Source organism: Cytobacillus gottheilii, from assembly GCF_900166665.1.
GTDB lineage: Bacteria > Bacillota > Bacilli > Bacillales > Cytobacillaceae > Cytobacillus > Cytobacillus gottheilii_A.
The window spans coordinates 3245555-3272359 of sequence record NZ_LT800494.1 but is presented as its reverse complement, the minus strand read 5'-3'; the positions used below and the strand labels follow the sequence as shown (position 1 = coordinate 3272359).

The following is a 26805-nucleotide window of genomic DNA, read 5'->3' as shown; positions in this document are numbered from 1 at the left end:
GTTCAGGTGAATAATATAATCAGTTACTAATAAGAACAAGCCCGTTCCATTGCGCTTCGGTCCCTCGCTTTCCGCGGGGAGTAAGCTGAGCCTCCTCGGCAAGCCTGCGGGGTCTCACCCTTTACTCTATTTCCCGCCGGAGTCGAGGGTCCTCCGCTCCATTACACCCGTTTTGATAATTCATATACAAAAAATTAAAAAACAAAGACCCGAACAATTAGGATAATCAATGGAAATATCCTTTATTGTTCGGGTTTCTATTTGAAGATATCAATGAACAGCTTATTAATGTTTTTTTGAGAGAAAGAATTTATCTTTTTTAATTCCAAATTAGCTTTTCTTTTATCCGTTAAGCACTTTCCCGCCATTTACATGAATCATTTGCCCGCTTACATAAGTGGAGTCATCAGATGCTAAGTACACATAGCTTGGTGCGAGTTCAAATGGCTGTCCAGGACGGCCAAGCGGTGTATCTTGTCCAAATGTCGAAACATTTTTCTCATCAAATGTAGATGGTATTAAAGGTGTCCAAATTGGTCCTGGTGCAACTCCGTTTACGCGAATGCCCTGTCCTGCCAGTGAAGCAGATAACGAACGAGTGAACGATACAATCGCTCCTTTTGTGGATGAATAATCAATAAGAAGCTCATTGCCGGCATATGCTGTAACAGATGCTGTGTTGATAATAGAACTTCCTTCTTTTAAGTGCGGAAGTACAGCTTTTGTTAAATAGAAAAATGAAAAAATATTGGTTCTGAATGTTTTTTCAAGCTGTTCGGACGTAATATCCAAAAGACTCTTTTGTGGATGCTGTTCTGCTGCATTGTTGACCAGCACATCAATTTTTGAGAACTGATCCAATGTCTTTTTCACTACTTCCTTACAAAAATCTTCTTTTCCAATATCACCAGAGATCAAGAGACATTGCTGTCCTTCCGCTTCAATTGCTGTTTTTGCGTCTTCAGCATCTTTATGCTCGTCCAAATAGACAATTGCTACATCTGCACCTTCTTTAGCAAAGTAAATTGCAGCGGATTTACCGATTCCGCTGTCTCCTCCAGTGATAAGTGCAACTTTTCCCTTCAGCTTTCCAGAACCTCGGTAATTCGGATCAACATAAATAGGTTCTGGGTTCATTTTATCTTCTACACCAGGCTGCTCGTTTTGATGCTGTGCTGGTACGCTTGTAGGAATATTAAGCTTATCGTTTGTCATGTCAATACCTCCAAAAATAACTGTGATATATAATACATTCCAACTTAGTATCAGAAAAAAACATGGGAATTATTAGCAAGAAATAAATCCCTCTAAAAAAAGAGAAAAGACAAAAGATTGAGTTTATAATGAAAATTAGAAAAAACTTAGATTTAATAAAAAGGCGGGGAAAGAATTGATAACAATCAGGAAAGCCATATTAGAAGATGCTGAAGGTATTATTGAGCATTGTAAAATAGTATTTGCAGAAACGGACTTTTTGTTAACAGAGCTAGAAGAATATGAAATGACCATTGAAAAGGAGCAGAAATGGATATTGAATAATTCTTATCCGAAGCACTTACTGCTTGTAGCTGAAAATGAGGCAGGAGAAATTATTGGGATGCTGAACTTTTCTCCAAAAGAAAGAATAAAGGTTCGTCATATCGGATATTTTGGTATATCTATACAAGAAAAATACTGTAATGGCGGACTTGGTGCTGCACTTATTGAAGAACTGCTAACGTGGGCGAAGGTAGAACCTGGTATTGAGAAGGTTTGTTTAGAGGTCTTTTCCCATAATGAGAGAGCTTATTATTTATATAAGAAGCTTGGCTTTATAGAAGAAGGAAGAAAAATAAAACACATAAAAACAAAAGAAGGAAATTATCATGATGAAATTATGATGTATCAATTTGTAAAGTGAAAAAATGGACAGCAGGCATTAGAAGGCATAAATGCTCTAATGCCAAAAAAAAAGCAGCCATGGCTGCTTCAAAAGTGAACATCTATCTGTAATTGACAAATTGCACTTCTACTGTAAGATCTGCATCCTTTACGGCTGCGATGACTTGCTGCAGGTCATCGCGGTTTTTGCCTGTGACGCGAATCTGATCATCTTGAACTTGGCTTTTTACTTTAAGACCGCTGTTTTTAATTAGCGTGTTAATTTTCTTGGCATTATCTTTATCAATGCCTTGAATAAGCTTTGCGCGCTGCCTGACTGTACCGCCAGAAGCTCCTTCGATCTTGCTGTAGTCGAGGTTGCGGATCGGAATGCCTCTTTTAATCATTTTGCTGATTAAAACATCCTTTAATTGCTCCAGCTTATACTCATCATCTGAGACAAGCACTAATTCCTCTTTATCAAGCTTTACATCACTTTTGCTGCCTTTAAAATCATATCGTGTTGAAATCTCTTTCATCGCAATATTAATCGCATTTGTTACTTCTGAAAAATCTACTTTTGACACAATATCAAATGAACTTTCCTTCGACATACTATTCCTCCTTGCTCTTAGAAAAAACCATAATTTCTACGTCTGCAGTTATAATAAATGATAACGCTTGATAGAAGACGTTTCACTTTCTATTCTTATTATAGTAAAATATAGCAAGCCAAACAACTTTAGGAGGAATATGATGGCTTTACATGATTTTATTGGACGTATTACGAAATTAACCGTTTCAAGAAAAGCGGATTTTGGATATTTCTTAACAGATGGAGAAGAAGATGTACTTGTACATAATAATGAATTGCAAGAAGAACTTGAGCTAGATCAAGAAGTGGATGTCTTTTTATATATAGACTCTCAAAATAGAATAGCTGCAACTTCTATTCTGCCTGAAATTACGGTAGGCACCTATGGGTGGGCACAAGTAAGTGATGTTAAGCCAGGAATAGGTGTCTTTATGAATATTGGTATCCAAAAGGATATGCTGCTTGGCGAAGAGGATTTGCCAGTGCATGAAAGTGTTTGGCCAGAGGTGGATGATCTGCTGTACATTACCCTTCGAGTCAACAAGAATCATCGCATATATGTCAAAACGGCAACTGATCCAGTGATATCAGATATTTCTGTAAAGGCAGAGGGCAGTGATTTCAATAAAAACATTCATGGGCATATTTACCGCACAGCAAAAGTGGGGAGCTGGATTTTTACAGCTGAGGGCTTTAAAGGATTTATCCATGAATCACAGAGAAAAAGGGAGCCTCGTTTAGGAGAAAAAGTAGAAGGCAGAGTTATTGATGTGAAAGACGATGGAACCATTAATGTTTCTCTCATCCCGCGCAAACAAGAAGCGCTTGATGAAGATTCACAAATTATTTTATCTTATTTGGAATCACGCGGCGGAGCGATGCCATATTGGGATAAAAGTGCCCCAGAAGATATAAATGATCGGTTTAATCTCAGTAAAGCTTCCTTTAAAAGAGCATTAGGAAGGTTGATGAAGGAAGGGCGTGTTTACCAGGAAGAAGGGTGGACATACGTTAAGAAGGAAAATAACGAGCCGAGCTGAGCTGGCTCGTTATTTCTTTGCTGAATGTACATAAAAGCCTGGGAAGAGTAATTATTTATCTACTTCCTAGCTTGTTTTGGTAACTTATAAATGATCAGTTTTCTTTGAATACTGATGTTTACCGGCTTTGCGGTTTTTTTCACGCATCATGTTTTTTTCATGGCGGAGTGCATTATTGTCTTTTGCTTTCTTGTCATTATCAGAAGTATGCGGCATAAATAAAATACTCCTTTCATTCTTATCATAAGGTGTAGGATCATGAGGGATAGTAACCTCAAGGGAAGATCTTCATCTTATTGTCTGTCAGAATAAAAGGAGTATGTATCAATTGTATTGCCCAATTATGGCAATCAGCTCTGTGTATTAGCGAGCGGCAGCTGGTACACTATTAAGAAAGAAAATGGCAATTGTTCCAGAGCCTGTATGAGAACCAATAGCGGAACCGATTGATGAAATATAGACATGTTTGACATTTAGTTCTTGTTCCATCAGTTCTTTGATTTCCAGGGCCATTGCTTCATTATCAGCATGGCTAATGCCGACCACTTGCTGATCAAGAGCATCTCCGCGCTCACCCATAAGTTCTATAATACGGCGGAGAAGTTTCTTCTTGCCCCGAAGTTTTTCAATTGGAACGAGTTTGCCATCTTCGACATTTAGAAGCGGCTTGATATTCAGCAATCCGCCTAGGAAAGCAGATGCTTTAGACACTCTTCCGCCTTTTGCTAAATATTCTAAGTCATCAACTGTGAATAAATGCTCCATATGCTCACAATGGAATTTCATTGCCTCTTCTATTTCCGAGAAGGAGTTGCCTGCTTTCGACAGCTTAACCGCTTCCATAACAACTAATCCAGCGCCCAATGATGCACATTTAGAATCAATAATTTTTAAGTTGAAGTCAGGAAAGTTTTCTTTCACTTGTTCTAGCATCATCACTGCGGTTTGGTATGTACCAGATAATTCAGAGGAAAATGCAATGTAAATTCCATCTTCGCCATTCTTCGCCATCTTCGTGAAGACTTCTTCAAATAAAAGCGGAGATACTTGAGAAGTTTTAGGAACATTTCCTAAGCGAATGGCTTCATAGATTTTTGTAGAATCGATGGTAAGTAAATCTTCGTACTCTTGACCATCTAAGTGAACTTTTAATGGGAAAAGTGTGACATCGTTTTCTTTAAAGTAGCTTAAGGGCAAATCACACGCACTGTCAGCCAAAATTTTTACTGACATCTTTCTTCACCTGCTTTCAAAACTATATGTATTCAGTTTAATGAATTTATCAGAAAAAGACAATGAATAGTATTCAAAACAGCATGATTAGGGAATCGTGTAAATAGATAACAATTTAGGAGGTAAATATGGTTTGGCTTGAAACAAAAAAAATTATCATCGTTTTAGCGGGGGCTCTGTTAAATGCCATTGCAATGAATTTCTTTTTAATACCGGCAAATGTATATGCAAGCGGTTTTACCGGCGTAGCACAGCTGTTATCCGGATTGATTGGCAGCTTTGCTTCAACAGGGATTCTATTATTTATTTTAAACATCCCTGTCACCATCTTAGCTTGGAAAAAAGTAGGAAAGTCTTTTACGGTTTATAGTTTTATTAGTGTTTTTTCTATGTCGCTTTTTCTCGAATTAATTCCCATTATCCATCTATCAGAAGATATTTTGTTAAACGCCGTTTTTGGTGGTGTTATTGCAGCTGTCGGAGTAGGTATAACGCTGAAGTGGGGAGCTTCTACCGGGGGAATGGACATTATCGCGATGGTGTTATCCAGACTAAAAGATAAGCCGGTCGGTACATATTTCTTTACATTAAATGCCATCATTATAATTACAGCCGGAGTGTTATATGGCTGGGAGAAGGCTTTGTATACACTTGTGACTTTATATGCTTCTACTAGGGTAATTGACGCGATTCATACAAGACACGAAAAATTAACTGCTATGATCATTACACAAAAACAGGATGAAATGAAAAAAGCCATTCACGACCGCCTTGTAAGAGGAATCACGATTATTCCTGCAAAAGGGGCTTTTACAAACGAAACAAAAGAAATGCTGATGATTGTTATCACGCGCTATGAGCTTTTTGATTTAGAACGAATTATTAAAGAAGTGGATCCGAACGCATTTACAAATGTTGTACAAACGGCAGGTGTTTTTGGCTTTTTCCGAAAAGATTAATTCATTAAAAGGAGTGTTTTTGATGTTGAATCTCTGGATAGGTGCTGCCATGATCTTAAGTATGAATACTGGAGCTAACGAGCTTATAAACTTTGAGGTTAGTCCTTCAATTGCAAATGGTGAACTGATTATGGATTTGAAGATTGAAAATACTGGTGACGAAACGGTGAATCTTGAATTTTCAACATCACAGAAATATGAAATAGAAATTACTGATGATGCGGGAAACGAAATTTATACGTATTCAAAAGGACGAGCCTTTCTGCAAGTTCTGCAAAATCTTGCCTTAACACCTGGAGAAAGGAAACACTGGACTGAAAAATGGAACTTTCAGCAGGAAGGAATTCAACTTCAGCCAGGGACGTATAAAATAACCGCTGCCGTAACGGGAAGACTTCTCAAAGAGGGAACTGGACCTCTTATAGCACGATCAACATTCTCTATACCTGAAAGTAGTGCTGCTATGAACGTCGAAACAGAAGGGGAAAGAGGTACCTATAAAGTCACAGGAGAAGTGAATAAAGCAGGGAAGGACCTTTATTATACAGTTGAGGATGGCCATCATATTTATGTGAAGGAACAAAAAACTGCAATAAATGATAAAAAGTTTGAAATCCAAATATCTATTGATGAAAGTGAATTGCCGAGTAATGCAACCCTGATGCTTAACTTATATGAGAAGGGTGATAACGGAGAAGTTACTTCAACACAGTCGATCGTTTTAGAACGTTTCTCCTAATATTGCTCATTTTAAATAAAATGAGAAGATGTTGGGACGAAATGAAAATACTCTTTCTAAAACACGAATGTTCATTCTCAAGGTTTGCGCGTTTACACAAGCCCGTTCCACCTGCGCTCCAGACCCTCGCTTTCCGTGGGGAGGAAGCTGAGCCTCCTTGAAGCAAAGCTTCTGCGTGGTCTCACCCTTTCCTCTATTGCCCACAGGAGTCGAGTGTCTCCCGCTCCATTTCACTCATGTTAATAAAATGTATTTTATAATTATTAATAAAAAACCGAATGATTAGAAATTTTCACTTCCTAATCATTCGGTTCTGTGGTTGTGTTAAATCTTAGTCCTTGCCTCTTTGTTATTCAGCGCTGCATTGATCTAATTGTGCCTGCAATTGTGCAAGTTGCTCTTGTTCCGCTCTGGTACTGTTTGCGTAAGCAGAGCTTAGAGCGTTTTTAGCATGTGAAATAGCTTTTTGCTTCCCAGCTGGGTCTGCATTTTCAGCTATCTCTACATATCGCTGTGCTTCTTGAAATAGTCTGTTGCCCATTTTATATTCCTCCGTAGGAAGATTCTTTCACATTTTGAACTTGTTCTGCTTCTGCCTCAGCTTCTGCATAGGTCATGTGATAAGGGATACGTTCATCATGCTTGGATACAGTATCGACTCCTTGCTGTACAAAGCGTTTTGATTTATTACGTTTACCCATTCGAATCCCCTCCGAATTCATTTTTGAAGCTTAAATGATGCTTCAAAAGATAGTATATGCTCTTTTCCTTTTTTCAAAAGGGTACATGTTGGGGATAGAAGAAATTTCTGTACAATGCTGCAGAAAGACTAATTTTAATCAAAAAAAAGCAGCCTTGAACAAATTGTACGAAGGCTGCTTAGGCTGTATTTTACAAAGCTTTTAAGTTCAATAATTCATTCAAGTAGACAGCAACACCATCTTCTTCATTTGTTAAAGTAATATCCTTTGCGATGGATTTAACAGAATCGATGCCATTGCCCATTGCCACACCATACCGGGCATATTCAAGCATTTCGAGGTCATTGTCTTCATCACCAAACGCAATGATTCGATCTTGAGGAATCTGCAGATAATCAGCTGCTTTTTTTACACCAACTGCTTTATTAAGTCCATGTTTAATAATTTCTATAACATGAAATGGCGCTGCCCAGCTGCGGTGATCAATAACTTCGGCATGTACATCGGATAGATGCTGACGGATCGTATCTACATGCTCTTCATCTGTGTGAATCAGCATACTTGTAGGTGAGTCGTTTAAGAAATTCCGTAAGTCCCCAGTCGTTACTTGCGGATTCCCCATATGAAAGATTTCAATGAGCTTTTCGTCATGGTAATGGAAATAAACTTCGTCAATTACCTCAGCAATGATGTTATGAAAAGTGAATCCGCTGCAGGCTTCGACAATATCCTTTGCTACATCCACAGAAAGAGGTGAATGAAAAGCACCCCACTCCGATTTTTTCGGATGATGCACAAAGGCCCCATTAAAGTTCACAATAGGTGTATTTAAATTCAATTCATGATAATACATTTCACTGGAACGATAGGGTCTGCCGGTTGAAATCATGACCTCATGTCCAACTTCACGGGCTTTTTGAATAACCATTTTTGTTTTATCAGAAATCGTTTTGTCGTCTTTTAATAATGTTCCGTCTAAATCTAATGCGATCAAATGTTTTTCTGCCATAGTATCTCCTTTAGGGTATGTATTAAAATTTTTAGGCTAAATGTTTTGGTGTGAAAATTAAACATGATAAACTATTCTGTAGGGTAGCTTGTTTGTAAGTTTCTACGAAAGATTTAAGCAAAATTGACTTGGTTTTGTTTTGCTTTCTTACTATGTTACCAATTTTATTATAGATTTGTAAAAGAAATTACTTTTTACATTATTTTTATATAATCTTAACACTTCGGGGGAATGAAAATTGATTTGCGTGGAACAAAGAGAAATCAGCACAATCCCAGCATTGCATGTAGTTAAGCAGGAGTTATCAGAGTATAAGCTGCCGCTTGTGCTGTTTATCCATGGGTTTACAAGTGCAAAAGAACATAACTTACATTACGCATACTTGCTTGCAGAAAAAGGCTATCGCGTTATTTTGCCAGATGTTTTATATCACGGAGAGAGATCCCACGGTCATAATGAGGCAGAATTAAGCCTGCGCTTCTGGGAAATTGTTTTACATACAATCGGAGAATTAAATATTCTAAAAGAAGAACTAGAACAAGCTGGTCTGATTGACGCAAGCAGAATTGGTATTGCAGGAACGTCTATGGGAGGAATTGTTACACTCGGCGCAATGAGTACATATCAGTGGATCGGTGCCGCTGTGAGCTTAATGGGCATGCCATATTATGAAAAGTTTGCTGAGATGCAAATTGCTCAGCTTCAAAAGAAAGGTGTAAAAATCCCGCTTAGTGATGCTCAAATAACCCACCTATTCACTCAAATTAAAGAGTTTGATTTAAGTGCACAGCCTGAAAAGCTGAATGGCAGACCACTTTTATTTTGGCATGGAGTGAAGGATCAAACAGTACCATATACACCTACCCATAGGTTTTATGAAAACATACTGCCTATGTACAGTCATTCTCCTGAAAAACTGCACTTTATTACGGATCAGCGTGCAGGTCATAAGGTAAGCCGGGAAGGATTGCTTCAAACCGTAAACTGGTTTGAAAAATTCGTGTAAATATGTGTGTTTAACAGGTATTATTGTCAATTGCTTTCGTGATTTGGTATGATGTAGGCAAAGATGTCCAAAGGAGTGTATCATAAAATGGATAATGAATTAAAAGAAAGTTTGATGGGTGCATTGGAGCTTGTTGTTGACCCAGAGCTTGGTATAGATATTGTTAATTTAGGTTTAGTATATGATGTTAGTGTAGATGAAAGTGGAACAGCCACAGTGGAGATGACCTTAACATCTATGGGCTGTCCATTAGCTGGAACCATTGTGGATCAGGTAAAGGCGGCACTTGCTGACATTCCTGAAGTAAAAGAGACAGAAGTGAATATCGTCTGGAATCCTCCTTGGACAAAGGATAAAATGTCTCGTTATGCCAAGATTGCACTAGGTGTCCGTGATTAATGATGAACAATAAAGTCATATTAGTCAGTTCTGATCAGCTTGGAAAAGGTGAGAAAGAACTGGGGGAAACGGTGCTTGAAACCTTTTTCACACTGTTAAAGCAAAGAGATGACTTGCCTAAAGCTATTTTTTGTATGAACAGCGGGGTTTTGACTCTTACGGAAAGCTCTTATGTATCCATACATTTAAAGGAGCTTGAAGAAAAAGGGGTAGACGTGCTGGCATGCAAGACATGTGTGGATTATTATGATCTTGAAAACAAGCTTATTGCCGGAGTGATCAGCGGCATGCCTCATTTCATCGAATTGGCTGCTGAATATGAGGTCATCACTATATCTTGAAATGAAAAAACAGGGACTTTTATTTGCCCCTGTTTTTTATTTTTATGTGAAGGGTAAAATAGCTGAACAGTCGTTGGCTGAGCAAGGCGCTTCCGCTTTTTATAGTCCAGCTGCAGCGCCTAGCCCCTCGAGGTCTTAAGTCAATCTGTCCAGAAGGTTAAAGAACAACCTTCTAGCCATCTTGCCTTAAGCTTGTCGGGGCTGAGCAAGGCGCTTCCGCTTTTTATAGTCTAGCTCCAGGCGCTAGGGGCTCGAGGTCATAAGTCATTCCAGTCAAAAGGTTAAAGAACAACCTTCCGCCTGGCCTGTCTTATGCTTGTCGCCCCTGGCAAGCGCCTTCCGCTTTTCATTCAATATTGCAATAAATGGCAGGGCAGTGTTCACAGCCGATTTCGGTTTTTAAATATTGAAGATTGTGAACGGTGATTTTTCCTTTTTTAATGGAAATGATATGATCTTTTTTCAAATCGTTTAATATTCGATTGGTGCTTTCTCTTGTAGTAGCGCAGAATTTAGCTAGTTCTTGATTGGTTAAGGGCAGATCAATTAATATACTGCCATCTTCCTTTTTTGCTCCGTAGCTATTGGTCATTCGAATAAGGGTTGAATATAATGCTCCCTTTTTTCCGTTTAAAACGAGGTCTCGGAACTTAGTTTGTGTACGCCGAAAATGATCACTCATCCATTTCATATATTCAAATGCAAGGTCGCTGTTTCGAAAAAGCTCATTTTCAAGGGTATCGCTGCTCACCACAGCAATCTCTCCTTCTTCTAAAACTAGTGCACTTAATAAATAGGTTGGAGAATCAGTGAACAATGTTAATTCACCGCACAGATCATTTTCTCCACAAATTCTTAAGGCCAGTTCTCTTCCATCTGTCGTAATCTTGCTGATTTGAATTTTGCCTGATTTAATGATATATAATTCTTTGGCAGGCATACCTTCTTGAAAAAGGAATTCCCCTTTTTGACTAGTAAAAGTTTTGTATGCTAACTTTAATAGTTCTCTGATTTCAATCGATTGAGTAGCTTTAACGGTTTGAGGCATAATAATATACCGCCTTCATTATAAAATATTAAATGTCGTTTTAAGCTTTGTCGCCCCTGAGCAGGCGCTTCCGCTTTTCTTATTGTCTAGCTCCAGGCGCTAGGGGCTCGAGGTCATAAGCCAATCCGTCTAGAAGGTTAAAGAACAACCTTCCAGCCGGCTCGTCTTATGCTTGTCGCCCCTGAGAAGCGCCTTCCGCTTTTCTTATTGTCTAGTTCCAGGCGCTAGGGGCTCGAGGTCATAAGCCAATCCGTCTAGAAGGTTAAAGAACAACCTTCCAGTCGGCTCTTCTTATGCTTGTCGCCCCTGAGCAAGCGCCTTCCGCTTTTCTTATTATAACGGTTGTTAGGTTGTTAAGCTGTGAAAGCTTTATGAAATAATAGAAACTGTTAGGTTTGGATGCTGATTTTGGATAAATTATGACAGCATGATGACATTTATCAGGTTTTTAACTTTTTCTACTGAATTTATGTTGTAATAACATTAAGGAAAAGATTTATTAAGCTCTCTGCTATGAGAGTACCTATTCTAAAAACAAGGCTAGAGTGTTAAAAAGTCATAATGTATACGAAAGAGCCTGTGTTTATCAGCAATTGTGTGAGTAATTCAGGGGACATCATCTGAATATATTATGCAATCATGGAGTTGACTGGAATGACGAAAACAATCATAAAGGATCAGTTAAAAAGACCTTTACGGGATTTAAGAATATCTGTAATAGATCGCTGTAATTTTCGCTGCACATATTGTATGCCTGCAGATATATTTGGACCAGACTTTGCCTTTCTGCCTCGCAGCGAATTATTAACTTATGAAGAAATTGAACGGCTTGCAAAAATATTTGTTGACCTTGGCGTAGAAAAAATCAGGCTGACGGGCGGGGAGCCGCTTATGAGAAAGGACCTTCCCGTTCTTGTCCAGATGCTTTCACAAATAGAAGGTTTAGAAGATATAGGCTTAACAACGAATGCTGTTTTGCTTCCGAAGTATGCAGAGTCCTTAAAGAAAGCAGGCTTGAAAAGAGTAAATATCAGCCTTGATAGCCTGAAGGATGAACTTTTTGGAGAAATTAATGGTCGTGGTATTGGTACAAAGCCAGTTTTAAAAGGAATAAATGCTGCCAAAGAAGCTGGATTAGGTGTAAAAATCAATATGGTTGTTAAAAGAGGCTTAAACGACGAAGAAATCGTACCGATGGCAAGATTCTGTAAAGAAGAGGGACTTCAGCTCCGCTTTATTGAATATATGGATGTTGGAAGCACAAATGGCTGGAAAATGGACGATGTTGTGACCAAACAAGAAATTTTTAATCTTCTAAGTGAACATTTTTTATTGGATCCAGTTGATCCGGATTATTTTGGGGAAGTAGCGAAGCGCTATCGGTATAAAGATAAAAATGTGGATGTAGGATTTATCACATCCGTTTCTGAATCTTTCTGCTCAAGCTGCACACGCTCGAGATTATCTGCAAACGGACAGATTTTTACATGTTTATTTAATGGAAATGGTCATGATCTGAAAGAATTTATGAGAGCTGGTACCAGTGATGAGGAAATACGCCAGCGCATTATTTCGATCTGGGATGGACGTAATGACAGATATTCAGACGAAAGAACAGAGGAAACAGCAGCTAATCGCAAAAAAATAGAAATGTCCTATATCGGGGGATAATGCGGTAAGGCTCAAACAAATTTTATAAAAACAAGAGGGGATTCCAGCTGTGGAAATCCCCTCCCTTTTTATTATGAATATCTTGGAAATAAGATGTTGTTTTCAAGATGAATATGCATAAATGTTTGTTCTTCTAGTCTTTCTAGTCGTTTATAAACAAGTCGGTATGTTCCGCATGCATCAAGAGGAGGAGTATAGTTGGATGTAACAGAGCGAAGTTCCGCTAACAACTGACCTACTTCTTTATGTTCATCTATTAAGGATTGCAGCTGATCTCTTGATTCTTCCTGCATATGATCCATTTGAATGAGTAAAGGAAAAACTTCTTGCTCTTCTTTTTCCGTGTGTTCTAGCAATTCTTTCTTTAATGCGTAAAATAGCTCATAAACTCGGATTAGTTCAGGTTTACGCTCTCCATGAACACGGGAAACTTTTGTAACATAAGGGCTTAATGCCGGCAGTTCTTCTTTAAGCTCAGCATGGTAATATTCCTGAATATGATGAATTAATTGTTCAGAGCTTGAATTTGTCCAAATATCGGGATGATCCTGTTTGCTTTGCTCATTTTGAACAGAATCATGCAGTTCATCCATTAACTGCTGAAGTGATATATTTTTATTCTCAACTGCATGTAGTAAGGAATTGTTGCCTCCGCAGCAAAAATCGATCTGATAACGCTTAAAAATGTCACTTGTTCTTGGGTATTCATTGACAATTTCTTTTACAATGCTTTCTTCATTTAATACGATCATTTGTAAATCCTCCTTAAAATGGGGTACTTTTAGTTTACTTATCATTACAAATTCATTTAGTGATTTATATCACATAAAACAAAAAAAGTTTTCATCTTTCTTTATGGGACTGGAAAATACAGATACATACATCAAAAAGTGTGAGTTAAATCATGATGCTTACTCAATAGAAGCTTTATAATATAAATTAAATGGTAATGCTACTGATGTTTAGTACATAGGAGTTGATTGTTTTGCTGGAAAAAAGAAACCCAATCCAAATTGCTGATGCTGTTGCGAGGGTAATGAAATATGAGAAAAAAGGGGAAGCAGAAAATAGTTCTATTTATACAAGCAATGGAAGATATTTAGCTGATGATATAAAGGCTACTCATGATGTTCCACATTTTGATCGCGCCCCATATGATGGTTTTGCTCTTCGCTCAGTGGATACTGCTCAAGCTTCGCAGAGACATGAAATAGAGTTTGAAGTTATTGATCATATTGGCGCAGGTCACGTTACAAATAAGATTCCAGGAGCTTTTCAGGCGGTTCGAATTATGACGGGTGCCCAAATGCCTGAAGGCTGTGATGCCGTCTTAATGCTTGAACTATCCAAAACATTTGAAAAAAATGGAAATACTTATATGTCTACCAAGCGTAAATTAAAAAAAGGTGAAAATGTGTCTTTTAAAGGGGAAGATGCTAAGGCAGGTAAAGTTTTAATTCATAAAGGAACCCTAATCAATCCCGGTACACAGGCTGTGCTGGCAACATTTGGGTATGCTGATGTACCCGTCGCGAAAAAGCCTGCAATTGCCTTATTTGCAACAGGCTCTGAGTTATTAGAGGTAGAAGATGACCTTGAACCAGGAAAAATCCGCAACAGTAATGCATTAATGATTACCGCTCAAATTGAAAGAGCAGGCGGGAAAGCTTCTTATTTAGGGAAGCTTCCGGATGACTTTGAGACATGCTTTAATGCTGTAGAAAAAGCCTTGCAGGAGAGCGATTTTCTGATTACAACAGGTGGGGTATCAGTTGGTGATTTTGATTACTTGCCCGCCATTTATGAAAAACTTGGAGCAGAGGTTTTGTTTAATAAAGTGGCGATGAGACCTGGGAGCGTAACAACTGTTGCCCAACTGGATGGAAAACTGCTCTTTGGACTTTCGGGTAATCCTTCCGCCTGCTATGTAGGATTCGAATTATTTGTGCGTCCGATTATCCGTACCTTCCTGTTTTCTGACAAACCACATTTAAGACGTGAGAAGGCTATTTTAACAGCAGATTTTCCAAAAGCAAATCCGTTCACTCGCTTTGTCCGAGCGATATTAAGTGTGGAAGATGGGAAGCTTGTCGCTGCACCAAGCGGTATGGATAAATCCAATATTGTTATGAGTCTTGCTGGAGCTAATGCCTTAATGATTCTGCCTGGGGGCAGCCGAGGCTTTATGAACGGAGACGAAGTAGATGTCCTGCTTCTTGAGGAATTTACAGGCAGCGAGTGGCCATGGTAATCGATTCTCCTTTTATTTTTCAAATTGTTGGATACCAAAATAGCGGAAAGACGACTCTAGTAGAGCAAGTGTTAAACCGACTTAAAGCTAATGGGAAAAGAACAGTCGTCATCAAGCATCATGGTCATGGCGGAAAGCCTTCGTTAGATGAAGATAAGGATTCATTTCGGCATGTAAAGGCTGGTGCAGCTGCTTCTATTGTTGAAGGCGGCGGAAGGCTGATTCTTCATGCAGAAAAGCAAGAGTGGTCATTGAATGAAAAAATCCGTATGGCCTCTTCGCTAAGCCCTGACCTCATATTAATTGAAGGACATAAACATGAAGAGTTTCCAAAGGCAGTTCTCATACGTACGAATGATGATCTCCAGTTGCTTAATGATTTAACAAACATAGAAATTCAATTTTATTGGGAAAAACAATTGCAATCTGATGGTTTTCATATTGAAGATATAGCGGGTCTTGAGTGGCTGGTATCGTACTTATTAAAGAGTATAGAGGAAGGTAAACGGAGTCCTGACCAATAGGATTCCGTTTTTCTATATGATTGTAAAAGAAAACTATTAAACACATTCAAGTAATTTAATAGCGCAGGCTACTTTATCTAATACATTTGTGATATACAGCACTTATCTTCATTCTGTAATCGTTTATGATATTCGAGACAGGGGGAGATACGGAATGAAATTATTTTTGCCAAAGCAGCATGGAGCATGGGCGATGCTCATTATTCCATTTTGGCTAGGAGTTGCAGCAGCCGGGAATTTTGATTGGAGAATGCTTCTGTTATTTTCAGGATGGTTCTTCTTATATTTAGGGACGTACCCATTTTTATTGCTGTTTAAAAGAAAGAAGAAAAAAGAGCATAAGGTTTGGGCATCTGTTTATTTTACAATTGCAGCTTTCTTGCTGATCATACCTGTTTTTCACGAGCCAAAGCTTATTTGGCTTGGGCTCGTATTTATTCCGTTTATGCTATTAAATGTGTATTTTTCAGCTAAAAATAAAGACAGAGCTTTTTTGAATGATGTATGTGCCATCATGATATTTTCCCTTTCCGGATTGGCGGGAGCTATATTAATCAATGGAAACGTGGAAAAGATGAGTATTTTAATCTCTATTTGTACGCTGCTTTTCTTTACAGGGAGCACCTTATATGTGAAAACCATGATTCGGGAAAAATCAAATAGGACCTATAAGCTGCTATCATGGAGTTATCATATTCTTATTCCATTGACGTTCCTAATATGGGGAGAGCTTATTATTGCTATCGCTTACCTTCCAAGCCTATTTAGAGCCATCTATCTATATGGAAAAAAGCGTTCAGTCATGAGAATAGGCATCTATGAAATAATCAATTCAGCACTATTTTTTATCATTATGATTCTATATGTAATAGAAAAGCATCCGGTGCACTAAAGATCCGGATGCTTTTATTCAATACTGCATATCGTTATCGGGCAATTTTCACAATCGATCTCATCTTTTAAAAATGGCAGATTGTGTATCGTTATATAACCTTTATTGACCGAAATAATTTTATTTTTCCTCAAGTCACTGAGCATGCGATTAATGACCTCACGTGATGTGCCGCAGAAATTTGCCAAATCCTGATTCGTTAGACTTGTATCAAGACGAATATTTTCTCCACTCGACACACCGTAGCTATTAGATAGCCGAATTAAGGTAGAGTAAAGGGCACCTTTTTTTCCATGGAGGACAAGATCTCTAAGTTTTGTTTGATTCTTCTGATTTTGGAGACTGCTCCATTCTAAAAGCTCAAGAGCCAGTTCATGATCATTTTTCAGTAATTGATTAAGTTCGGCTTTTGGAATGACAGCCGCTTCACCATTCTCGATAATTTTGGCACTATGCGTATATTGAGATTGTGCACAAAATATGGACATATCCCCAACGATTTCTCCGCTGCCGCTCATTCGAAGCGTAAGCTCTTTCCCATTAGGAATAATTTTAGTAATCTGCACTGTCCCAGATCGTATTAAGTATAAACCCTTTGCTGTTTCTCCATCTTGAAAAAGATACTCTCCCTTTTGCATTTTTACTTTATGCTGAGCTGAGACAGTAAGTTTTTGAAGTCCAGATGAAAGTTTTGTAGTAGGCATTAGTCATTGCCTCCTCCTCTAAAATCACAGCGCTTTTAGCACATTTAGAAAGGTAAGATTAGCAGTTAAGGAATTCAATAGCGCTCAGTTAGCACAATTATTCCGATGTGCAATGAATGTTTAGCTACTATTTATACTATCACTATATGAAAAAAAATAACAATACATTTGAGATATTGGTTGATTTTCAGAATTAATATTTTTATAATAAGCATACACCAATTAATAAATATACATTATAATGATTAAATATAAAAACGAACATGTTGAAGGGAGACCATATGAAGGCTTCTATTATAGGAACAACAGGGTATGGTGGTGTTGAATTGCTGCGAATATTACAACATCATCCTGAATTCGACATACATTCTATTCATTCGACGTCCTCGGAGCAGCCTATTTGGCAGGAATATCCGCATCTGTATCAGTTATTGAATAAAAAACTGCAGCCAATCGATCTTGATGAAATTTCAGCAAACGCAGATGTTGTATTTTTAGCAACACCTTCTGGCGCTTCAAGTGCATTAGCAGAAAAATTGATGGATAAAGATGTGAAGATTATTGATTTATCTGGTGATTTAAGACTTAGTCCGAAATCATACGAGAAATGGTATAAGAAAAAAGCAGGAGATCCGGCTGTTATTAAACAGGCGGTATATGGATTAAGTGAGTGGAATGAAAATGAAATACAAACCGCGAAATTAATTGCAAATCCGGGCTGTTATCCAACGTCTACTCTTCTGGGATTGGCTCCGATTGTAAAAGAAGGCTGGATTGATATGGGAAGCATTATTGTTGATGCTAAATCAGGGGTATCAGGAGCTGGTAGAGGTTTAGCAAGAACTTCAAGCTATGCAGAAGCAAATGAGAATTTGCGGGTGTATAAAATGAATGAGCATCAGCATATTCCAGAAATTGAAAAGCAGCTGCAGATATGGAATGAGGAGATGAGACCAATAACATTTACCACACATCTGCTGCCTATTACAAGAGGAATTATGACAACAAGTTATGCTGAGCTCACTTCCGAGCATGTTACGAAACAAATTTTGGAGCTTTATCAAGATACATATGGCGGGAAACCATTTATTCATATTCTTCCAGAAAATTATTTTCCTGCTGTAAAGGAGGTTGCCTCTTCCAACTATTGCAATATTGGTCTACATGCAGATCAGCGTACAGGCAGGTTAACAATCATTTCCGTAATCGATAACTTAATGAAGGGAGCTGCCGGTCAGGCAGTTCAAAATGCAAATATTATGTTTGGCATGAATGAAGATACTGGCCTGAATTTTGTGCCGGTTTATCCATAAGGAGGGCGTATTATGCAAGCATTAACACAATCAGCAGGTAAGCTAACAGAGGTACCAGAAGGCAGTATTATTTCTCCTCAGGGCTTCAGAGCAGCTGGGGTCCATGCAGGTCTTAGATATTCAAAAAAGGATTTGGGTGTTATTTATAGTGATCAGCCTGCCAATGCAGCTGCCGTGTATACAACAAGTATGGTTCAGGCAGCGCCCTTGCATGTGACAAAGGACAGTTTAGCTGCAGAAGGGGCAATTCAAGCGGTTGTTGTTAATAGTGCATGCGCAAATGCTTGTACGGGAGAAAGGGGCTATCAGGATGCCTTGCAAATGCGGGAGTTCGCTGCAAAGCAACTCGAGCTTCCTTCTCATTATATAGCTGTTGCATCCACGGGTGTAATTGGAGAATTTTTGAACATGGATAAAATTGATCTAGGTATAAAACAATTAGCACCAGATTCAACTAAAAGCAATGCAGAAGATTTTCAAACGGCAATTTTAACGACAGATACAGTGCAGAAGTCCTGCTGTTATACCACGGTAATTGACGGAAAGTTGATATCAATGGGTGGCGCGGCGAAAGGCTCAGGCATGATTCATCCAAATATGGCTACAATGCTTGCTTTTGTGACAACCGATGCAAAAGTGGACAGCGGTTCTCTTCAAGAAGCGTTAAAGGAAGTAACCAATGATAGCTTTAATCAAATAACCGTTGATGGAGACACTTCAACAAATGATATGGTGCTGGTAATGGCTAATGGAAATGCTGGCAATTCTGCTTTATCTCCAGAGCATCCAGAATGGCAAGCATTTGTTCAGCTGCTATCAGCGACATGTGAAAATTTGGCGAAGCAAATTGCCCGAGATGGTGAGGGAGCCACGAAACTGATCGAAGTTGAAGTGACAGGTGCTGCTAATGATAATGATGCGAAAAAAGCAGCAAAACAAATTGTTGGTTCAAATCTTGTTAAAACAGCCATGTTTGGATCTGATGCAAACTGGGGCAGAATTATTGGTGCCTTAGGTCAAAGTGGCGCTAACATTGATCCAAATATGGTTGATATTACGATTGGTCATATCAATATGCTAGACAAAAGTGAACCCCAGCCTTTTTCTGAAGAAGAAGCAACGAGCTACCTGGAAAATAAGGAAGTAAAAATCACCGTCAATCTCCATCAGGGAAATGGTCAAGGAAAGGCATGGGGCTGTGATCTATCCTATGATTACGTAAAAATAAATGCCAGCTACCGGACGTAGGGAGATGATGTGATGAAAAAAATAGTAATCAAATGCGGTGGAAGTGTCATAGATTTATTGTCGCCATCTTTTCTGCAAAATGTAAAATCTCTGAAATCACAGGGGTATCAATTTATTTTTGTTCATGGCGGAGGACCAGATATAAATAAAATGCTTGAACTTTATCATGTGCAAAGTGTTTTTGTAAATGGACTCAGAAAAACAACAAAAGAAGTACTAGAGACCGCTGAAATGGTTTTGTCAGGCAAAACTAATAGAAAGTTGACGGCTCTGCTGCAAATGAATGGATTACAGTGCTTAGGCATTAATGGAAGTGATGTCCATCTGCTGCAGGGAACTTTTATAAATGAAGCGGAACTGGGTTATGTCGGAAGCATTGAAAGTGTAAATACAGAATTTCTCCATAACATTTTAGCTCTTCAGATTACTCCAGTTATCACTCCTATTGCAATGGATCATAATGGGGTGAAGTATAATGTGAATGCCGATACAGCTGCGGCTGCGGTTGCAGTTGCCGTAGGTGCTGAGCGGTGCATTTTTGTCACAGATGTGCCTGGCATTAAAATAGGCGGGGAATATTGTTCAAATATTGAGGCGGAGCAAATTAATTCTTCAATTGAAGATGGTGAAATAACTGGCGGTATGATTCCAAAGGTGAAATCTGCCATTTCAGCTTTAGAAGAGGGATTAAAAACAATCAGCATCGTTTCAGGAAAGAAAGCATTTTACGATGGAGAGAACTGGCTTGGTACAGAAATCAGCAATAGAAAGGAGCTGCACATATGAGCCATCTTTTCCCAGTCTATTCAAGGTGGGATGTAGAACCCATTTCAGCAGAAGGAAGCCAAATAATTGATAAAAACGGTAAACATTACTTGGACTTTACATCCGGAATCGGTGTCTGCAACTTAGGGCATCGTCCAGCCAAAGTGCAAGAAGCAGTAGAAAACCAGCTTAATAGCTTTTGGCATGTTTCTAATCTATTTATCCAGAGTAAACAGGATGAAGCAGCAAAGCTACTGGCTGATGCAGCAGGTCTAGAGCTTGTTTTTTTCTCAAATAGCGGTGCAGAAGCAAATGAAGCTGCTATTAAACTGGCGAGAAAAGCGACAGGACGCAATAAGATTATTACGTTTACAAACTCATTTCATGGGCGGACATTTGCAGCCATGTCTGCAACTGGTCAGGAGAAAATACAAATTGGTTTTGGTCCATTGCTTCAAACGTTTAAACATGTGCCATTTAATGATCTGGCAGTAATAACGGAAGAATTGGATGAAGATACGGCTGCTGTTATGCTCGAAATCGTTCAAGGAGAGGGAGGCATTCATCTAGCAACAAAAGAATTCTTACACGAACTGCAGATTCTATGTCAAAGCAATGGAACATTACTGATTGTAGATGAAATACAAACAGGAATGGGAAGAACGGGGAAACCTTTTGCTTATCAGCATTTCAATTTAAATCCTGATATTGTAACTGTTGCGAAAGGTCTTGGAAGCGGCTTTCCTATTGGTGCAGTGATCGGAAGCAACAAACTTGGAGAAGCGTTTGGACCCGGCAGTCACGGCTCAACATTTGGCGGAAATCCAATCTCAATTGCTGCGGCTACAGTGACGATGCAGACTATTTTTGATTCTGGCTTTTTGAAAGAAGTAACGAAGAAGGCTGATTATCTAAGGAATTCATTAATAGAATTACTGAGCGATCCTCTTGTAGTGGATGTTCGGCAGCTTGGTTTAATGGCAGGTATAGAGCTAAGGAAAGAAGCTGCACCTCTTTTAGCGCACTTGAGGGAGAAGGGTTTATTGCTGCTTCCCGCCGGTGAGAACGTGATTCGCATACTGCCCCCATTAAGTGCTACTTATGAGGAAATGGATGAAGCGATGAACATAGTCAGTGCAGTATTAAATGAAGTACACGCAAAAGTTTAAATATGTCATCAGCTTATTTATTCTTATCTCTGCAGAAAACAGAGGTCAATTTTTGTTTGTTATGCATAAAAATAAATATATATTAATAAAAATACATCGTTTGAGGTGTTTACATGGAAGGCTACTTGCACTTGGAAAACGGCGAAACCTATAAAGGAGAATGGCTGTCACATTCTTTGCAGCATGAGGTAAAAGGGGAAATTGTTTTTTTTACTGGCATGACCGGCTACCAGGAAGTGATCAGTGACCCATCGTATAAAGATCAAATCATTGTGTTTACGTATCCGCTGATTGGAAATTACGGAATTAATGAAAGTCATTTTGAAAGTAAAAAGCCGCATGCAGCTGGCGTTATTATATATGAAGGCAGTGAAATGCCATCACATTACAAATCCAAATATACGTTTAAACAATATTTGGAGAAGTGGAATGTACCTGTATTAGGTCATATGGATACAAGAGCGATTGTCAAGAAAATTAGAGCACATGGGACGATGGCAGCTGTTATGACACAAAACAGTGACCCGGATAATAAGAAATACACAATGGTAAAAGATCAGAAGGTAAGCAAAGTAGCATCATCTGTAATTGAACAATTTGGAGATGGAGAACAGCATATTGTGGTGATTGACTATGGTGCAAAGAAATCGATTGTCGACTGTTTGCTGAAGAGGAATTGTCAGGTCACAATCGTTCCTTACTCTGCATCCATTCATGACATTCACAATCTGAATCCAGATGGAATAGTTCTCTCAAATGGTCCAGGAGATCCGAAAGAATTAGTGCATAAGCTTCCTGTTATTAAGGAAATGGTGCAAAGCTATCCCACACTTGGAATTTGCTTAGGTCATCAGCTTGTTGCGTTAGCCCTTGGAGCAGATACCAAAAAGTTAGCGTTCGGGCACCGCGGTGCAAATCATCCGGTAGCAGACTTAGAAAGAGGAAGAGTGTTTATGTCCTCGCAAAACCATAGCTACGTTGTGGATGAAGTTAGTTTACATGGTACGGGTCTTAAGAAGAGATTTATCAATTTACATGATCAGTCTGTTGAAGGGCTCGTACATGATGATTTATTAATACAAACGGTTCAGTTTCATCCTGAAGCACATCCAGGACCATCAGATGCTGAATATGTATTTGATGAGTTTTTGAAGATGACTACGCTTAAGAAGAGGAGTTATATAAATGCCTAAAAACAACAGTATCCAGTCGATCCTCGTGATTGGATCAGGTCCAATTGTGATTGGGCAGGCTGCAGAATTTGATTATGCAGGTACACAAGCATGTGCCGCGTTAAAAGAAGAGGGATATAACGTGATCCTCGTGAACAATAATCCGGCAACGATCATGTCTGATGAAATGTTCGCAGATCGAATTTATGCTGAACCGCTAACCGCAGCGAGCCTAACAAAAATTATCGAAAAAGAACGGCCTGATGGATTGCTTGCTACCTTAGGAGGGCAAACGGGATTAAATCTTGCTTTTCAGCTGCATGAACAAGGAGTATTAACTAAATTTAATGTTAAGCTCTTGGGCACAAGCATCGATTCCATTAAACGCGGAGAAGATAGAGAAGCTTTTCGGGCAACAATGAAAAAATTAAATGAGCCTGTGCCAGATAGTGAGGTAGTAACAGATGTTTTAGGAGCACTTAAATTTGCTGAAAGCATTGGCTTTCCGATTATTGTTCGTCCAGCTTACACACTTGGCGGGACTGGCGGGGGTATCGCTGATAGCATGGAGGAACTGGAATCACTTGTTGCAGGCGGCCTGAAAGAAAGTACGATTAACCAATGTCTTGTCGAAAAGAGCATAGCAGGATATAAGGAGATTGAGTACGAGGTCATGCGTGATTCAGGAAATACTTGTATCACGATTTGCAACATGGAAAATATCGATCCAGTCGGCATTCATACAGGTGATTCAATTGTCGTTGCACCTTCCCAAACATTAACGGATGAAGAATATCAAATGCTGAGAACCGCCTCTATTAAAATTATTTCGGAATTAGGCATTATTGGAGGATGCAATATTCAGTTCGCGTTAGATCCAAACAGTCAATCATACTATCTTATAGAAGTGAATCCGCGTGTCAGCCGCTCCTCTGCCCTTGCTTCCAAAGCGACAGGGTACCCGATCGCAAGAATGGCAGCAAAGCTGGCAGTTGGTTATCAATTGTCAGAATTAATGAACCCGGTGACAGGAGATACGTATGCAAGCTTTGAACCGGCGCTGGACTACTGTATTGTTAAATTTCCGAAATGGGCTTTTGATAAATTTCCGTATGTCGATCGCAAACTTGGCACACAAATGAAAGCAACAGGAGAGGTCATGGGAATAGACCGAAATTTTGAACGTGCGCTTCAAAAGGCGGTCCATTCATTGGAGCTGGATTGTATTGGATTATCTTTACCAGAACTGCAGCAGTGTAACACCTCTTTATTATTCCAATATTTAGAAGAACAGAATGATCAGCGCTTTTTTATTATGATGGAATTGCTTCGCAGAGGTGTGAAAACAGAGGAATTACATCAAGCAACCAACATGGATTATTTCTTTTTAGCGGCATTTGAGCGTTTAGTGAAGATTGAAAGCCAGATTAAAGAAACTTCAGCTCAAAACGTAACAAAGAAAGACCTCGCATTCTTTAAAGAAAAAGGATTCTCTGATACATTCCTAGCTTCTGCTTGGCAAAAAGAAGAAGCAGACATTCGCCATTTGCGCAAAGAACTCGGTATTTTGCCTGTTTATAAAATGGTAGATACATGTGCGGCTGAATTCGAAGCACAATCCAATTACTTTTATTCAAGCTATTATGGCGAAAATGAACAAACCACTAGCACAAAACCCAAGGTGCTTATCATTGGGAGCGGTCCTATTCGAATCGGTCAGGGAATTGAATTTGATTATTGCTCCGTACAAGGCGTTTATGCTTTAAAAGATGCTGGAATCGAAACCATCATGATTAATAATAATCCGGAAACTGTAAGTACCGACTATACAACAGCCGACCGCTTATATTTTGAACCGCTCATATTAGAAGATGTTCTGAATGTAATAGAGGCCGAACAGATTGAACAAGTCATTGTTCAGCTAGGAGGACAGACCGCTTTGAACTTGGCGGAACAGCTTGAAGAGTATGGGGTTACATTACTTGGCACGAGCTCAAAGGAAATTGCAAAATTAGAAGACCGGGAATTATTTTACCAGCTGCTCGATGAATGTCAGATTCCTCATATTGAAGGAGATGTGGTTCATTCAAAAGCAGAGCTTGATGCTGCTGTTCATAAGATTGGCTTTCCAATTCTGCTGCGTCCATCTTATGTGATTGGCGGAAAAGGGATGGAGTTAATCCGTGATGAATTTAGCTATAAGAATTACTTGCAGTCTAAACGGATTGTTTATCCTGTTCTAGTAGACCGTTTTCTTGAAGCAAAGGAAGCAGAGCTTGATTTAGCAGCAGATGGAACATACATCCATGTGCCTGCGATCATGGAGCATATTGAGCACACCGGGGTTCACTCCGGAGATAGTATGTCAGTACTGCCTCCGCAAACTTTATCTTCCTCAGTTCAGGAACAGATGATGACTTACGCAAAACAAATTGTCCAAAAATTGAATTATAAAGGCTTAATGAACATTCAGTACATTATAGACGGAGAAAAGGTGTATTTGCTGGAGGTAAATCCACGCGCTAGCCGGACCGTGCCAATTGTCAGCAAAGTAACAGGTATTCCAATCGTACAAATTGCGACAAAAATATTGCTTGGGAAATATGTCATGGAAGATGATCAATTTCCTGCAAAACAATTTCCTTTTGTTTGTGTAAAATATCCCGTGTTTTCAAATTATGCGTTAAAAGGATTGGATAGTCTTGTTGGACCGGAAATGAAATCAACGGGTGAAGGGATTGCCCTTGCAGCCGACATTACGGAGGCATTACGAAAGGCCTTTGAATCCAGTTTAAAACCAGGATTTGAAAAAGTAATCATTTCAGCCGTAGAAGATGTGATGCACGAATTTGCAAATGAATGCCAGAAATATGGTGTGAAAATGGTTCATGCAAATGATTTTAATTGGAGTCATGATAAAGCTATAGCCATGTACAATCCATACCAGGACCGTCATGCTGCAGCTGAGAGAGAGCTTGCTGTAAAGAACCGATTGATTACTTTTTCAAAAAAAGAATCATTGGCAGCTTTTTTACAGGCATTAAAGAATATGGAGTGGGAAGTAACGAGTATGAATGAATGGCTGCTGCGTAGTGAATTAACAGTAAGTGAAGGAGTGAATGTATCATGACAGGTTTTGTAGTAGATGAAATTAATTTGAATATAAAAGGCAAGGATTTTTTAACGCTGGCGGATTATAGCCAAGAGGAAATTAAAGGTCTTATATTAAAAGCACAGCAATTAAAGGAAGGTATTCATTCAGGAGAAGACCCCATGCCTCTAAAGGGAAAAATACTTGGAATGATTTTTGAAAAGTCATCAACGCGCACGAGAGTATCTTTTGAAGCAGGGATGCTGCAATTAGGCGGGCATGCCCTCTTTTTGAACAGCAGTGACTTGCAGGTAGGAAGAGGGGAAAGTGTGGCTGATACGGCAAAGGTGCTATCGAGTTATGTGGATGCCATCATGATCCGCACCTTTTCTCATCAGATGGTTGAAGAACTGGCAGAACATGCATCTATTCCTGTGATAAATGGATTAACAGATCTCTACCATCCGTGCCAGGCACTTGCCGATATGTTAACAATCCTTGAGGAGAAAGGGAGTCTGAAAGGAATTAAGCTTGTTTATGTCGGTGACGGAAATAATGTTGCACATTCCTTATTAATTGCATCTGCTAAACTGGGGTTAAACATTACGATTGCTTGTCCTAAAGGCTACGAACCACAACAGAATGTATTAGAGCTGGCCAAAGAATTTGCACAGAAAAGCGGTGCAGAGATTGCTGTAAGCAATGATGTTCAGGAAAGCGTGAAAAATGCAGATGTCATTTATACAGATGTCTGGACTAGTATGGGACAGGAAGCAGAGAACGAAAAGCGATTAAAGATCTTTAAAGATTATCAGGTAAATGAAGAACTGATGGCATTGGCCAAACAGGATTCACTATTCCTTCATTGTCTGCCCGCTCACAGAGGAGAAGAAGTGACAGCGCCTGTCATTGATGGACCAAACTCTTTTGTATTTAACCAGGCAGCAAACCGTTTACATGTTCAAAAAGCACTATTATCAGAACTTCTGTAAAGGTTCTTTTCAAAAAGAGGCTGGGACAAAACGAAATTAATCTTTCTAAAACACGAATATTTACTATCTTGGTTTGCGTGNCC

29 protein-coding genes are annotated in these 26805 nt (G+C 39.0%); 19 read left to right on the top strand and 10 right to left on the bottom strand.

Translation table 11 applies throughout. The annotated features are described in order from the left end of the window. Positions 1 to 342: 342 nt before the first annotated feature. Positions 343 to 1215, bottom strand: a complete 873-nt coding sequence (locus B7E07_RS16060) for an SDR family oxidoreductase (RefSeq protein ID WP_080847337.1) — start codon at positions 1213 to 1215, stop codon at positions 343 to 345. Between the two features lie 175 nt (positions 1216 to 1390). On the opposite strand from B7E07_RS16060, the gene B7E07_RS16055 reads away from it, so the two are divergent. Then, the gene (locus B7E07_RS16055) at positions 1391 to 1900 is read left to right on the top strand and encodes a GNAT family N-acetyltransferase (protein WP_139785648.1); all 510 of its coding nucleotides are present in this window, start codon (positions 1391 to 1393) and stop codon (positions 1898 to 1900) included. Positions 1901 to 1982: 82 nt separating this feature from the next. Here B7E07_RS16055 and B7E07_RS16050 read toward each other — a convergent pair whose 3' ends face one another. Then, a complete protein-coding gene (locus B7E07_RS16050; protein WP_080847334.1) occupies positions 1983 to 2474 on the bottom strand; it encodes a YajQ family cyclic di-GMP-binding protein in 492 nt (163 codons plus the stop codon). 142 nt (positions 2475 to 2616) lie between these two features. Here B7E07_RS16050 and B7E07_RS16045 point away from each other — a divergent pair, with 142 nt between their 5' ends. Then, a complete protein-coding gene (locus B7E07_RS16045) occupies positions 2617 to 3495 on the top strand; it encodes a CvfB family protein (RefSeq protein ID WP_080847331.1) in 879 nt (292 codons plus the stop codon). An 84-nt stretch (positions 3496 to 3579) separates the two neighbouring features. Here the strand turns inward: B7E07_RS16045 and B7E07_RS16040 are convergent, their stop codons facing one another. Both B7E07_RS16040 and B7E07_RS16035 read right to left on the bottom strand, forming a co-directional pair. Beyond that, positions 3580 to 3711, bottom strand: a complete 132-nt coding sequence (locus tag B7E07_RS16040) for a DUF3941 domain-containing protein (protein ID WP_075981472.1) — start codon at positions 3709 to 3711, stop codon at positions 3580 to 3582. Between the two features lie 147 nt (positions 3712 to 3858). Then, complete coding sequence (locus tag B7E07_RS16035; RefSeq protein ID WP_080847328.1) at positions 3859 to 4728, bottom strand: DegV family protein; 870 nt, start codon at positions 4726 to 4728, stop codon at positions 3859 to 3861. Positions 4729 to 4856: 128 nt separating this feature from the next. Between B7E07_RS16035 and B7E07_RS16030 the strand changes: the two genes are divergently transcribed. Both B7E07_RS16030 and B7E07_RS16025 read left to right on the top strand, forming a co-directional pair. Continuing rightward, complete coding sequence (locus B7E07_RS16030) at positions 4857 to 5687, top strand: YitT family protein (protein ID WP_080847326.1); 831 nt, start codon at positions 4857 to 4859, stop codon at positions 5685 to 5687. A gap of 22 nt (positions 5688 to 5709) precedes the next feature. Then, positions 5710 to 6426 (top strand): BsuPI-related putative proteinase inhibitor, encoded by a 717-nt coding sequence (locus B7E07_RS16025; protein ID WP_176215226.1) that lies wholly within the window; start codon positions 5710 to 5712, stop codon positions 6424 to 6426. Between the two features lie 349 nt (positions 6427 to 6775). Here B7E07_RS16025 and B7E07_RS16020 read toward each other — a convergent pair whose 3' ends face one another. The 3 genes from B7E07_RS16020 to B7E07_RS16015 form a co-directional block, all read right to left on the bottom strand. Further along, the gene (locus tag B7E07_RS16020) at positions 6776 to 6967 is read right to left on the bottom strand and encodes a DUF3813 domain-containing protein (RefSeq protein WP_080847321.1); all 192 of its coding nucleotides are present in this window, start codon (positions 6965 to 6967) and stop codon (positions 6776 to 6778) included. A 1-nt stretch (position 6968) separates the two neighbouring features. Continuing rightward, entirely contained in the window at positions 6969 to 7127 is a 159-nt protein-coding gene (locus tag B7E07_RS23815) for a hypothetical protein (protein WP_176215225.1), read from the bottom strand. A 190-nt stretch (positions 7128 to 7317) separates the two neighbouring features. Next, complete coding sequence (locus B7E07_RS16015; RefSeq protein ID WP_080847318.1) at positions 7318 to 8136, bottom strand: Cof-type HAD-IIB family hydrolase; 819 nt, start codon at positions 8134 to 8136, stop codon at positions 7318 to 7320. A 238-nt stretch (positions 8137 to 8374) separates the two neighbouring features. Here B7E07_RS16015 and B7E07_RS16010 point away from each other — a divergent pair, with 238 nt between their 5' ends. The 4 genes from B7E07_RS16010 (at position 8375) to B7E07_RS23955 (ending at position 10021) form a co-directional block, all read left to right on the top strand. Continuing rightward, on the top strand, positions 8375 to 9142 hold the full coding sequence (locus tag B7E07_RS16010; RefSeq protein ID WP_080847314.1) for an alpha/beta fold hydrolase: 768 nt from the start codon (positions 8375 to 8377) through the stop codon (positions 9140 to 9142). A gap of 87 nt (positions 9143 to 9229) precedes the next feature. Next, the gene (locus B7E07_RS16005) at positions 9230 to 9541 is read left to right on the top strand and encodes a metal-sulfur cluster assembly factor (RefSeq protein WP_080847312.1); all 312 of its coding nucleotides are present in this window, start codon (positions 9230 to 9232) and stop codon (positions 9539 to 9541) included. A 2-nt stretch (positions 9542 to 9543) separates the two neighbouring features. Then, the gene (locus tag B7E07_RS16000) at positions 9544 to 9882 is read left to right on the top strand and encodes a DsrE family protein (protein WP_080849228.1); all 339 of its coding nucleotides are present in this window, start codon (positions 9544 to 9546) and stop codon (positions 9880 to 9882) included. A gap of 1 nt (position 9883) precedes the next feature. Further along, positions 9884 to 10021 carry a hypothetical protein gene (locus tag B7E07_RS23955; RefSeq protein WP_218970431.1) on the top strand — a complete coding sequence of 46 codons (138 nt, stop codon included), beginning with the start codon at positions 9884 to 9886 and terminating at the stop codon, positions 10019 to 10021. A gap of 207 nt (positions 10022 to 10228) precedes the next feature. Here B7E07_RS23955 and B7E07_RS15995 read toward each other — a convergent pair whose 3' ends face one another. After that, entirely contained in the window at positions 10229 to 10930 is a 702-nt protein-coding gene (locus tag B7E07_RS15995) for a Crp/Fnr family transcriptional regulator (RefSeq protein ID WP_080847311.1), read from the bottom strand. A gap of 654 nt (positions 10931 to 11584) precedes the next feature. On the opposite strand from B7E07_RS15995, the gene moaA reads away from it, so the two are divergent. Next, positions 11585 to 12601 (top strand): GTP 3',8-cyclase MoaA, encoded by a 1017-nt coding sequence (gene moaA / locus B7E07_RS15990; protein WP_080847308.1) that lies wholly within the window; start codon positions 11585 to 11587, stop codon positions 12599 to 12601. 71 nt (positions 12602 to 12672) lie between these two features. On the opposite strand, the gene ric is transcribed toward moaA, so the two are convergent. Then, entirely contained in the window at positions 12673 to 13353 is a 681-nt protein-coding gene (ric, locus tag B7E07_RS15985; RefSeq protein WP_080847307.1) for an iron-sulfur cluster repair di-iron protein, read from the bottom strand. 233 nt (positions 13354 to 13586) lie between these two features. Here ric and B7E07_RS15980 point away from each other — a divergent pair, with 233 nt between their 5' ends. The 3 genes from B7E07_RS15980 (at position 13587) to B7E07_RS15970 (ending at position 16268) form a co-directional block, all read left to right on the top strand. Beyond that, positions 13587 to 14852: a molybdopterin molybdotransferase MoeA gene (locus B7E07_RS15980; RefSeq protein WP_080847305.1), complete on the top strand. Its 1266-nt coding sequence runs from the start codon at positions 13587 to 13589 to the stop codon at positions 14850 to 14852. Next, positions 14846 to 15376 carry a molybdopterin-guanine dinucleotide biosynthesis protein B gene (gene mobB / locus B7E07_RS15975; protein ID WP_080847303.1) on the top strand — a complete coding sequence of 177 codons (531 nt, stop codon included), beginning with the start codon at positions 14846 to 14848 and terminating at the stop codon, positions 15374 to 15376. Before B7E07_RS15980 ends, mobB begins: the two co-directional genes overlap by 7 nt. 154 nt (positions 15377 to 15530) lie before the next feature. After that, on the top strand, positions 15531 to 16268 hold the full coding sequence (locus tag B7E07_RS15970; protein WP_080847301.1) for a YwiC-like family protein: 738 nt from the start codon (positions 15531 to 15533) through the stop codon (positions 16266 to 16268). Positions 16269 to 16282: 14 nt separating this feature from the next. On the opposite strand, the gene B7E07_RS15965 is transcribed toward B7E07_RS15970, so the two are convergent. Next, positions 16283 to 16972 (bottom strand): Crp/Fnr family transcriptional regulator, encoded by a 690-nt coding sequence (locus B7E07_RS15965; protein WP_080847299.1) that lies wholly within the window; start codon positions 16970 to 16972, stop codon positions 16283 to 16285. Between the two features lie 281 nt (positions 16973 to 17253). Between B7E07_RS15965 and argC the strand changes: the two genes are divergently transcribed. The 7 genes from argC (at position 17254) to argF (ending at position 26722) form a co-directional block, all read left to right on the top strand. Then, positions 17254 to 18285, top strand: a complete 1032-nt coding sequence (gene argC / locus B7E07_RS15960; protein ID WP_080847297.1) for an N-acetyl-gamma-glutamyl-phosphate reductase — start codon at positions 17254 to 17256, stop codon at positions 18283 to 18285. Positions 18286 to 18297: 12 nt separating this feature from the next. Next, positions 18298 to 19533, top strand: coding sequence for a bifunctional ornithine acetyltransferase/N-acetylglutamate synthase (gene argJ / locus B7E07_RS15955; protein ID WP_080847295.1), 1236 nt, complete (start codon positions 18298 to 18300; stop codon positions 19531 to 19533). A gap of 12 nt (positions 19534 to 19545) precedes the next feature. Next, positions 19546 to 20319, top strand: a complete 774-nt coding sequence (gene argB / locus B7E07_RS15950) for an acetylglutamate kinase (protein ID WP_080847294.1) — start codon at positions 19546 to 19548, stop codon at positions 20317 to 20319. Next, the gene (locus B7E07_RS15945; RefSeq protein WP_080847292.1) at positions 20316 to 21467 is read left to right on the top strand and encodes an acetylornithine transaminase; all 1152 of its coding nucleotides are present in this window, start codon (positions 20316 to 20318) and stop codon (positions 21465 to 21467) included. The genes argB and B7E07_RS15945 overlap by 4 nt, the downstream gene beginning before the upstream one ends. A 113-nt stretch (positions 21468 to 21580) precedes the next feature. Then, positions 21581 to 22660, top strand: coding sequence for a carbamoyl phosphate synthase small subunit (locus B7E07_RS15940; protein ID WP_080847291.1), 1080 nt, complete (start codon positions 21581 to 21583; stop codon positions 22658 to 22660). Then, complete coding sequence (locus B7E07_RS15935) at positions 22653 to 25769, top strand: carbamoyl phosphate synthase large subunit (protein WP_080847289.1); 3117 nt, start codon at positions 22653 to 22655, stop codon at positions 25767 to 25769. Before B7E07_RS15940 ends, B7E07_RS15935 begins: the two co-directional genes overlap by 8 nt. Continuing rightward, on the top strand, positions 25766 to 26722 hold the full coding sequence (argF, locus tag B7E07_RS15930) for an ornithine carbamoyltransferase (protein WP_080847287.1): 957 nt from the start codon (positions 25766 to 25768) through the stop codon (positions 26720 to 26722). Before B7E07_RS15935 ends, argF begins: the two co-directional genes overlap by 4 nt. Positions 26723 to 26805 lie beyond the last annotated feature (83 nt).

Excerpts from the sequence above, each read along its gene's own strand:
- B7E07_RS16060 (WP_080847337.1), bottom strand. The coding sequence starts at position 1,215 with ATGACAAACGATAAGCTTAATATTCCTACAAGCGTACCAGCACAGCAT.
- B7E07_RS16050 (WP_080847334.1), bottom strand. The coding sequence starts at position 2,474 with ATGTCGAAGGAAAGTTCATTTGATATTGTGTCAAAAGTAGATTTTTCA.
- B7E07_RS16045 (WP_080847331.1), top strand. The coding sequence starts at position 2,617 with ATGGCTTTACATGATTTTATTGGACGTATTACGAAATTAACCGTTTCA.
- B7E07_RS16040 (WP_075981472.1), bottom strand. The coding sequence starts at position 3,711 with ATGCCGCATACTTCTGATAATGACAAGAAAGCAAAAGACAATAATGCA.
- B7E07_RS16035 (WP_080847328.1), bottom strand. The coding sequence starts at position 4,728 with ATGTCAGTAAAAATTTTGGCTGACAGTGCGTGTGATTTGCCCTTAAGC.
- B7E07_RS16030 (WP_080847326.1), top strand. The coding sequence starts at position 4,857 with ATGGTTTGGCTTGAAACAAAAAAAATTATCATCGTTTTAGCGGGGGCT.
- B7E07_RS16025 (WP_176215226.1), top strand. The coding sequence starts at position 5,710 with ATGTTGAATCTCTGGATAGGTGCTGCCATGATCTTAAGTATGAATACT.
- B7E07_RS16020 (WP_080847321.1), bottom strand. The coding sequence starts at position 6,967 with ATGGGCAACAGACTATTTCAAGAAGCACAGCGATATGTAGAGATAGCT.
- B7E07_RS23815 (WP_176215225.1), bottom strand. The coding sequence starts at position 7,127 with ATGGGTAAACGTAATAAATCAAAACGCTTTGTACAGCAAGGAGTCGAT.
- B7E07_RS16015 (WP_080847318.1), bottom strand. The coding sequence starts at position 8,136 with ATGGCAGAAAAACATTTGATCGCATTAGATTTAGACGGAACATTATTA.
- B7E07_RS16005 (WP_080847312.1), top strand. The coding sequence starts at position 9,230 with ATGGATAATGAATTAAAAGAAAGTTTGATGGGTGCATTGGAGCTTGTT.
- B7E07_RS16000 (WP_080849228.1), top strand. The coding sequence starts at position 9,544 with ATGAACAATAAAGTCATATTAGTCAGTTCTGATCAGCTTGGAAAAGGT.
- B7E07_RS23955 (WP_218970431.1), top strand. The coding sequence starts at position 9,884 with ATGAAAAAACAGGGACTTTTATTTGCCCCTGTTTTTTATTTTTATGTG.
- B7E07_RS15995 (WP_080847311.1), bottom strand. The coding sequence starts at position 10,930 with ATGCCTCAAACCGTTAAAGCTACTCAATCGATTGAAATCAGAGAACTA.
- moaA (WP_080847308.1), top strand. The coding sequence starts at position 11,585 with ATGACGAAAACAATCATAAAGGATCAGTTAAAAAGACCTTTACGGGAT.
- ric (WP_080847307.1), bottom strand. The coding sequence starts at position 13,353 with ATGATCGTATTAAATGAAGAAAGCATTGTAAAAGAAATTGTCAATGAA.
- mobB (WP_080847303.1), top strand. The coding sequence starts at position 14,846 with ATGGTAATCGATTCTCCTTTTATTTTTCAAATTGTTGGATACCAAAAT.
- B7E07_RS15970 (WP_080847301.1), top strand. The coding sequence starts at position 15,531 with ATGAAATTATTTTTGCCAAAGCAGCATGGAGCATGGGCGATGCTCATT.
- B7E07_RS15965 (WP_080847299.1), bottom strand. The coding sequence starts at position 16,972 with ATGCCTACTACAAAACTTTCATCTGGACTTCAAAAACTTACTGTCTCA.
- argC (WP_080847297.1), top strand. The coding sequence starts at position 17,254 with ATGAAGGCTTCTATTATAGGAACAACAGGGTATGGTGGTGTTGAATTG.
- argJ (WP_080847295.1), top strand. The coding sequence starts at position 18,298 with ATGCAAGCATTAACACAATCAGCAGGTAAGCTAACAGAGGTACCAGAA.
- argB (WP_080847294.1), top strand. The coding sequence starts at position 19,546 with ATGAAAAAAATAGTAATCAAATGCGGTGGAAGTGTCATAGATTTATTG.
- B7E07_RS15945 (WP_080847292.1), top strand. The coding sequence starts at position 20,316 with ATGAGCCATCTTTTCCCAGTCTATTCAAGGTGGGATGTAGAACCCATT.
- B7E07_RS15940 (WP_080847291.1), top strand. The coding sequence starts at position 21,581 with ATGGAAGGCTACTTGCACTTGGAAAACGGCGAAACCTATAAAGGAGAA.
- B7E07_RS15935 (WP_080847289.1), top strand. The coding sequence starts at position 22,653 with ATGCCTAAAAACAACAGTATCCAGTCGATCCTCGTGATTGGATCAGGT.
- argF (WP_080847287.1), top strand. The coding sequence starts at position 25,766 with ATGACAGGTTTTGTAGTAGATGAAATTAATTTGAATATAAAAGGCAAG.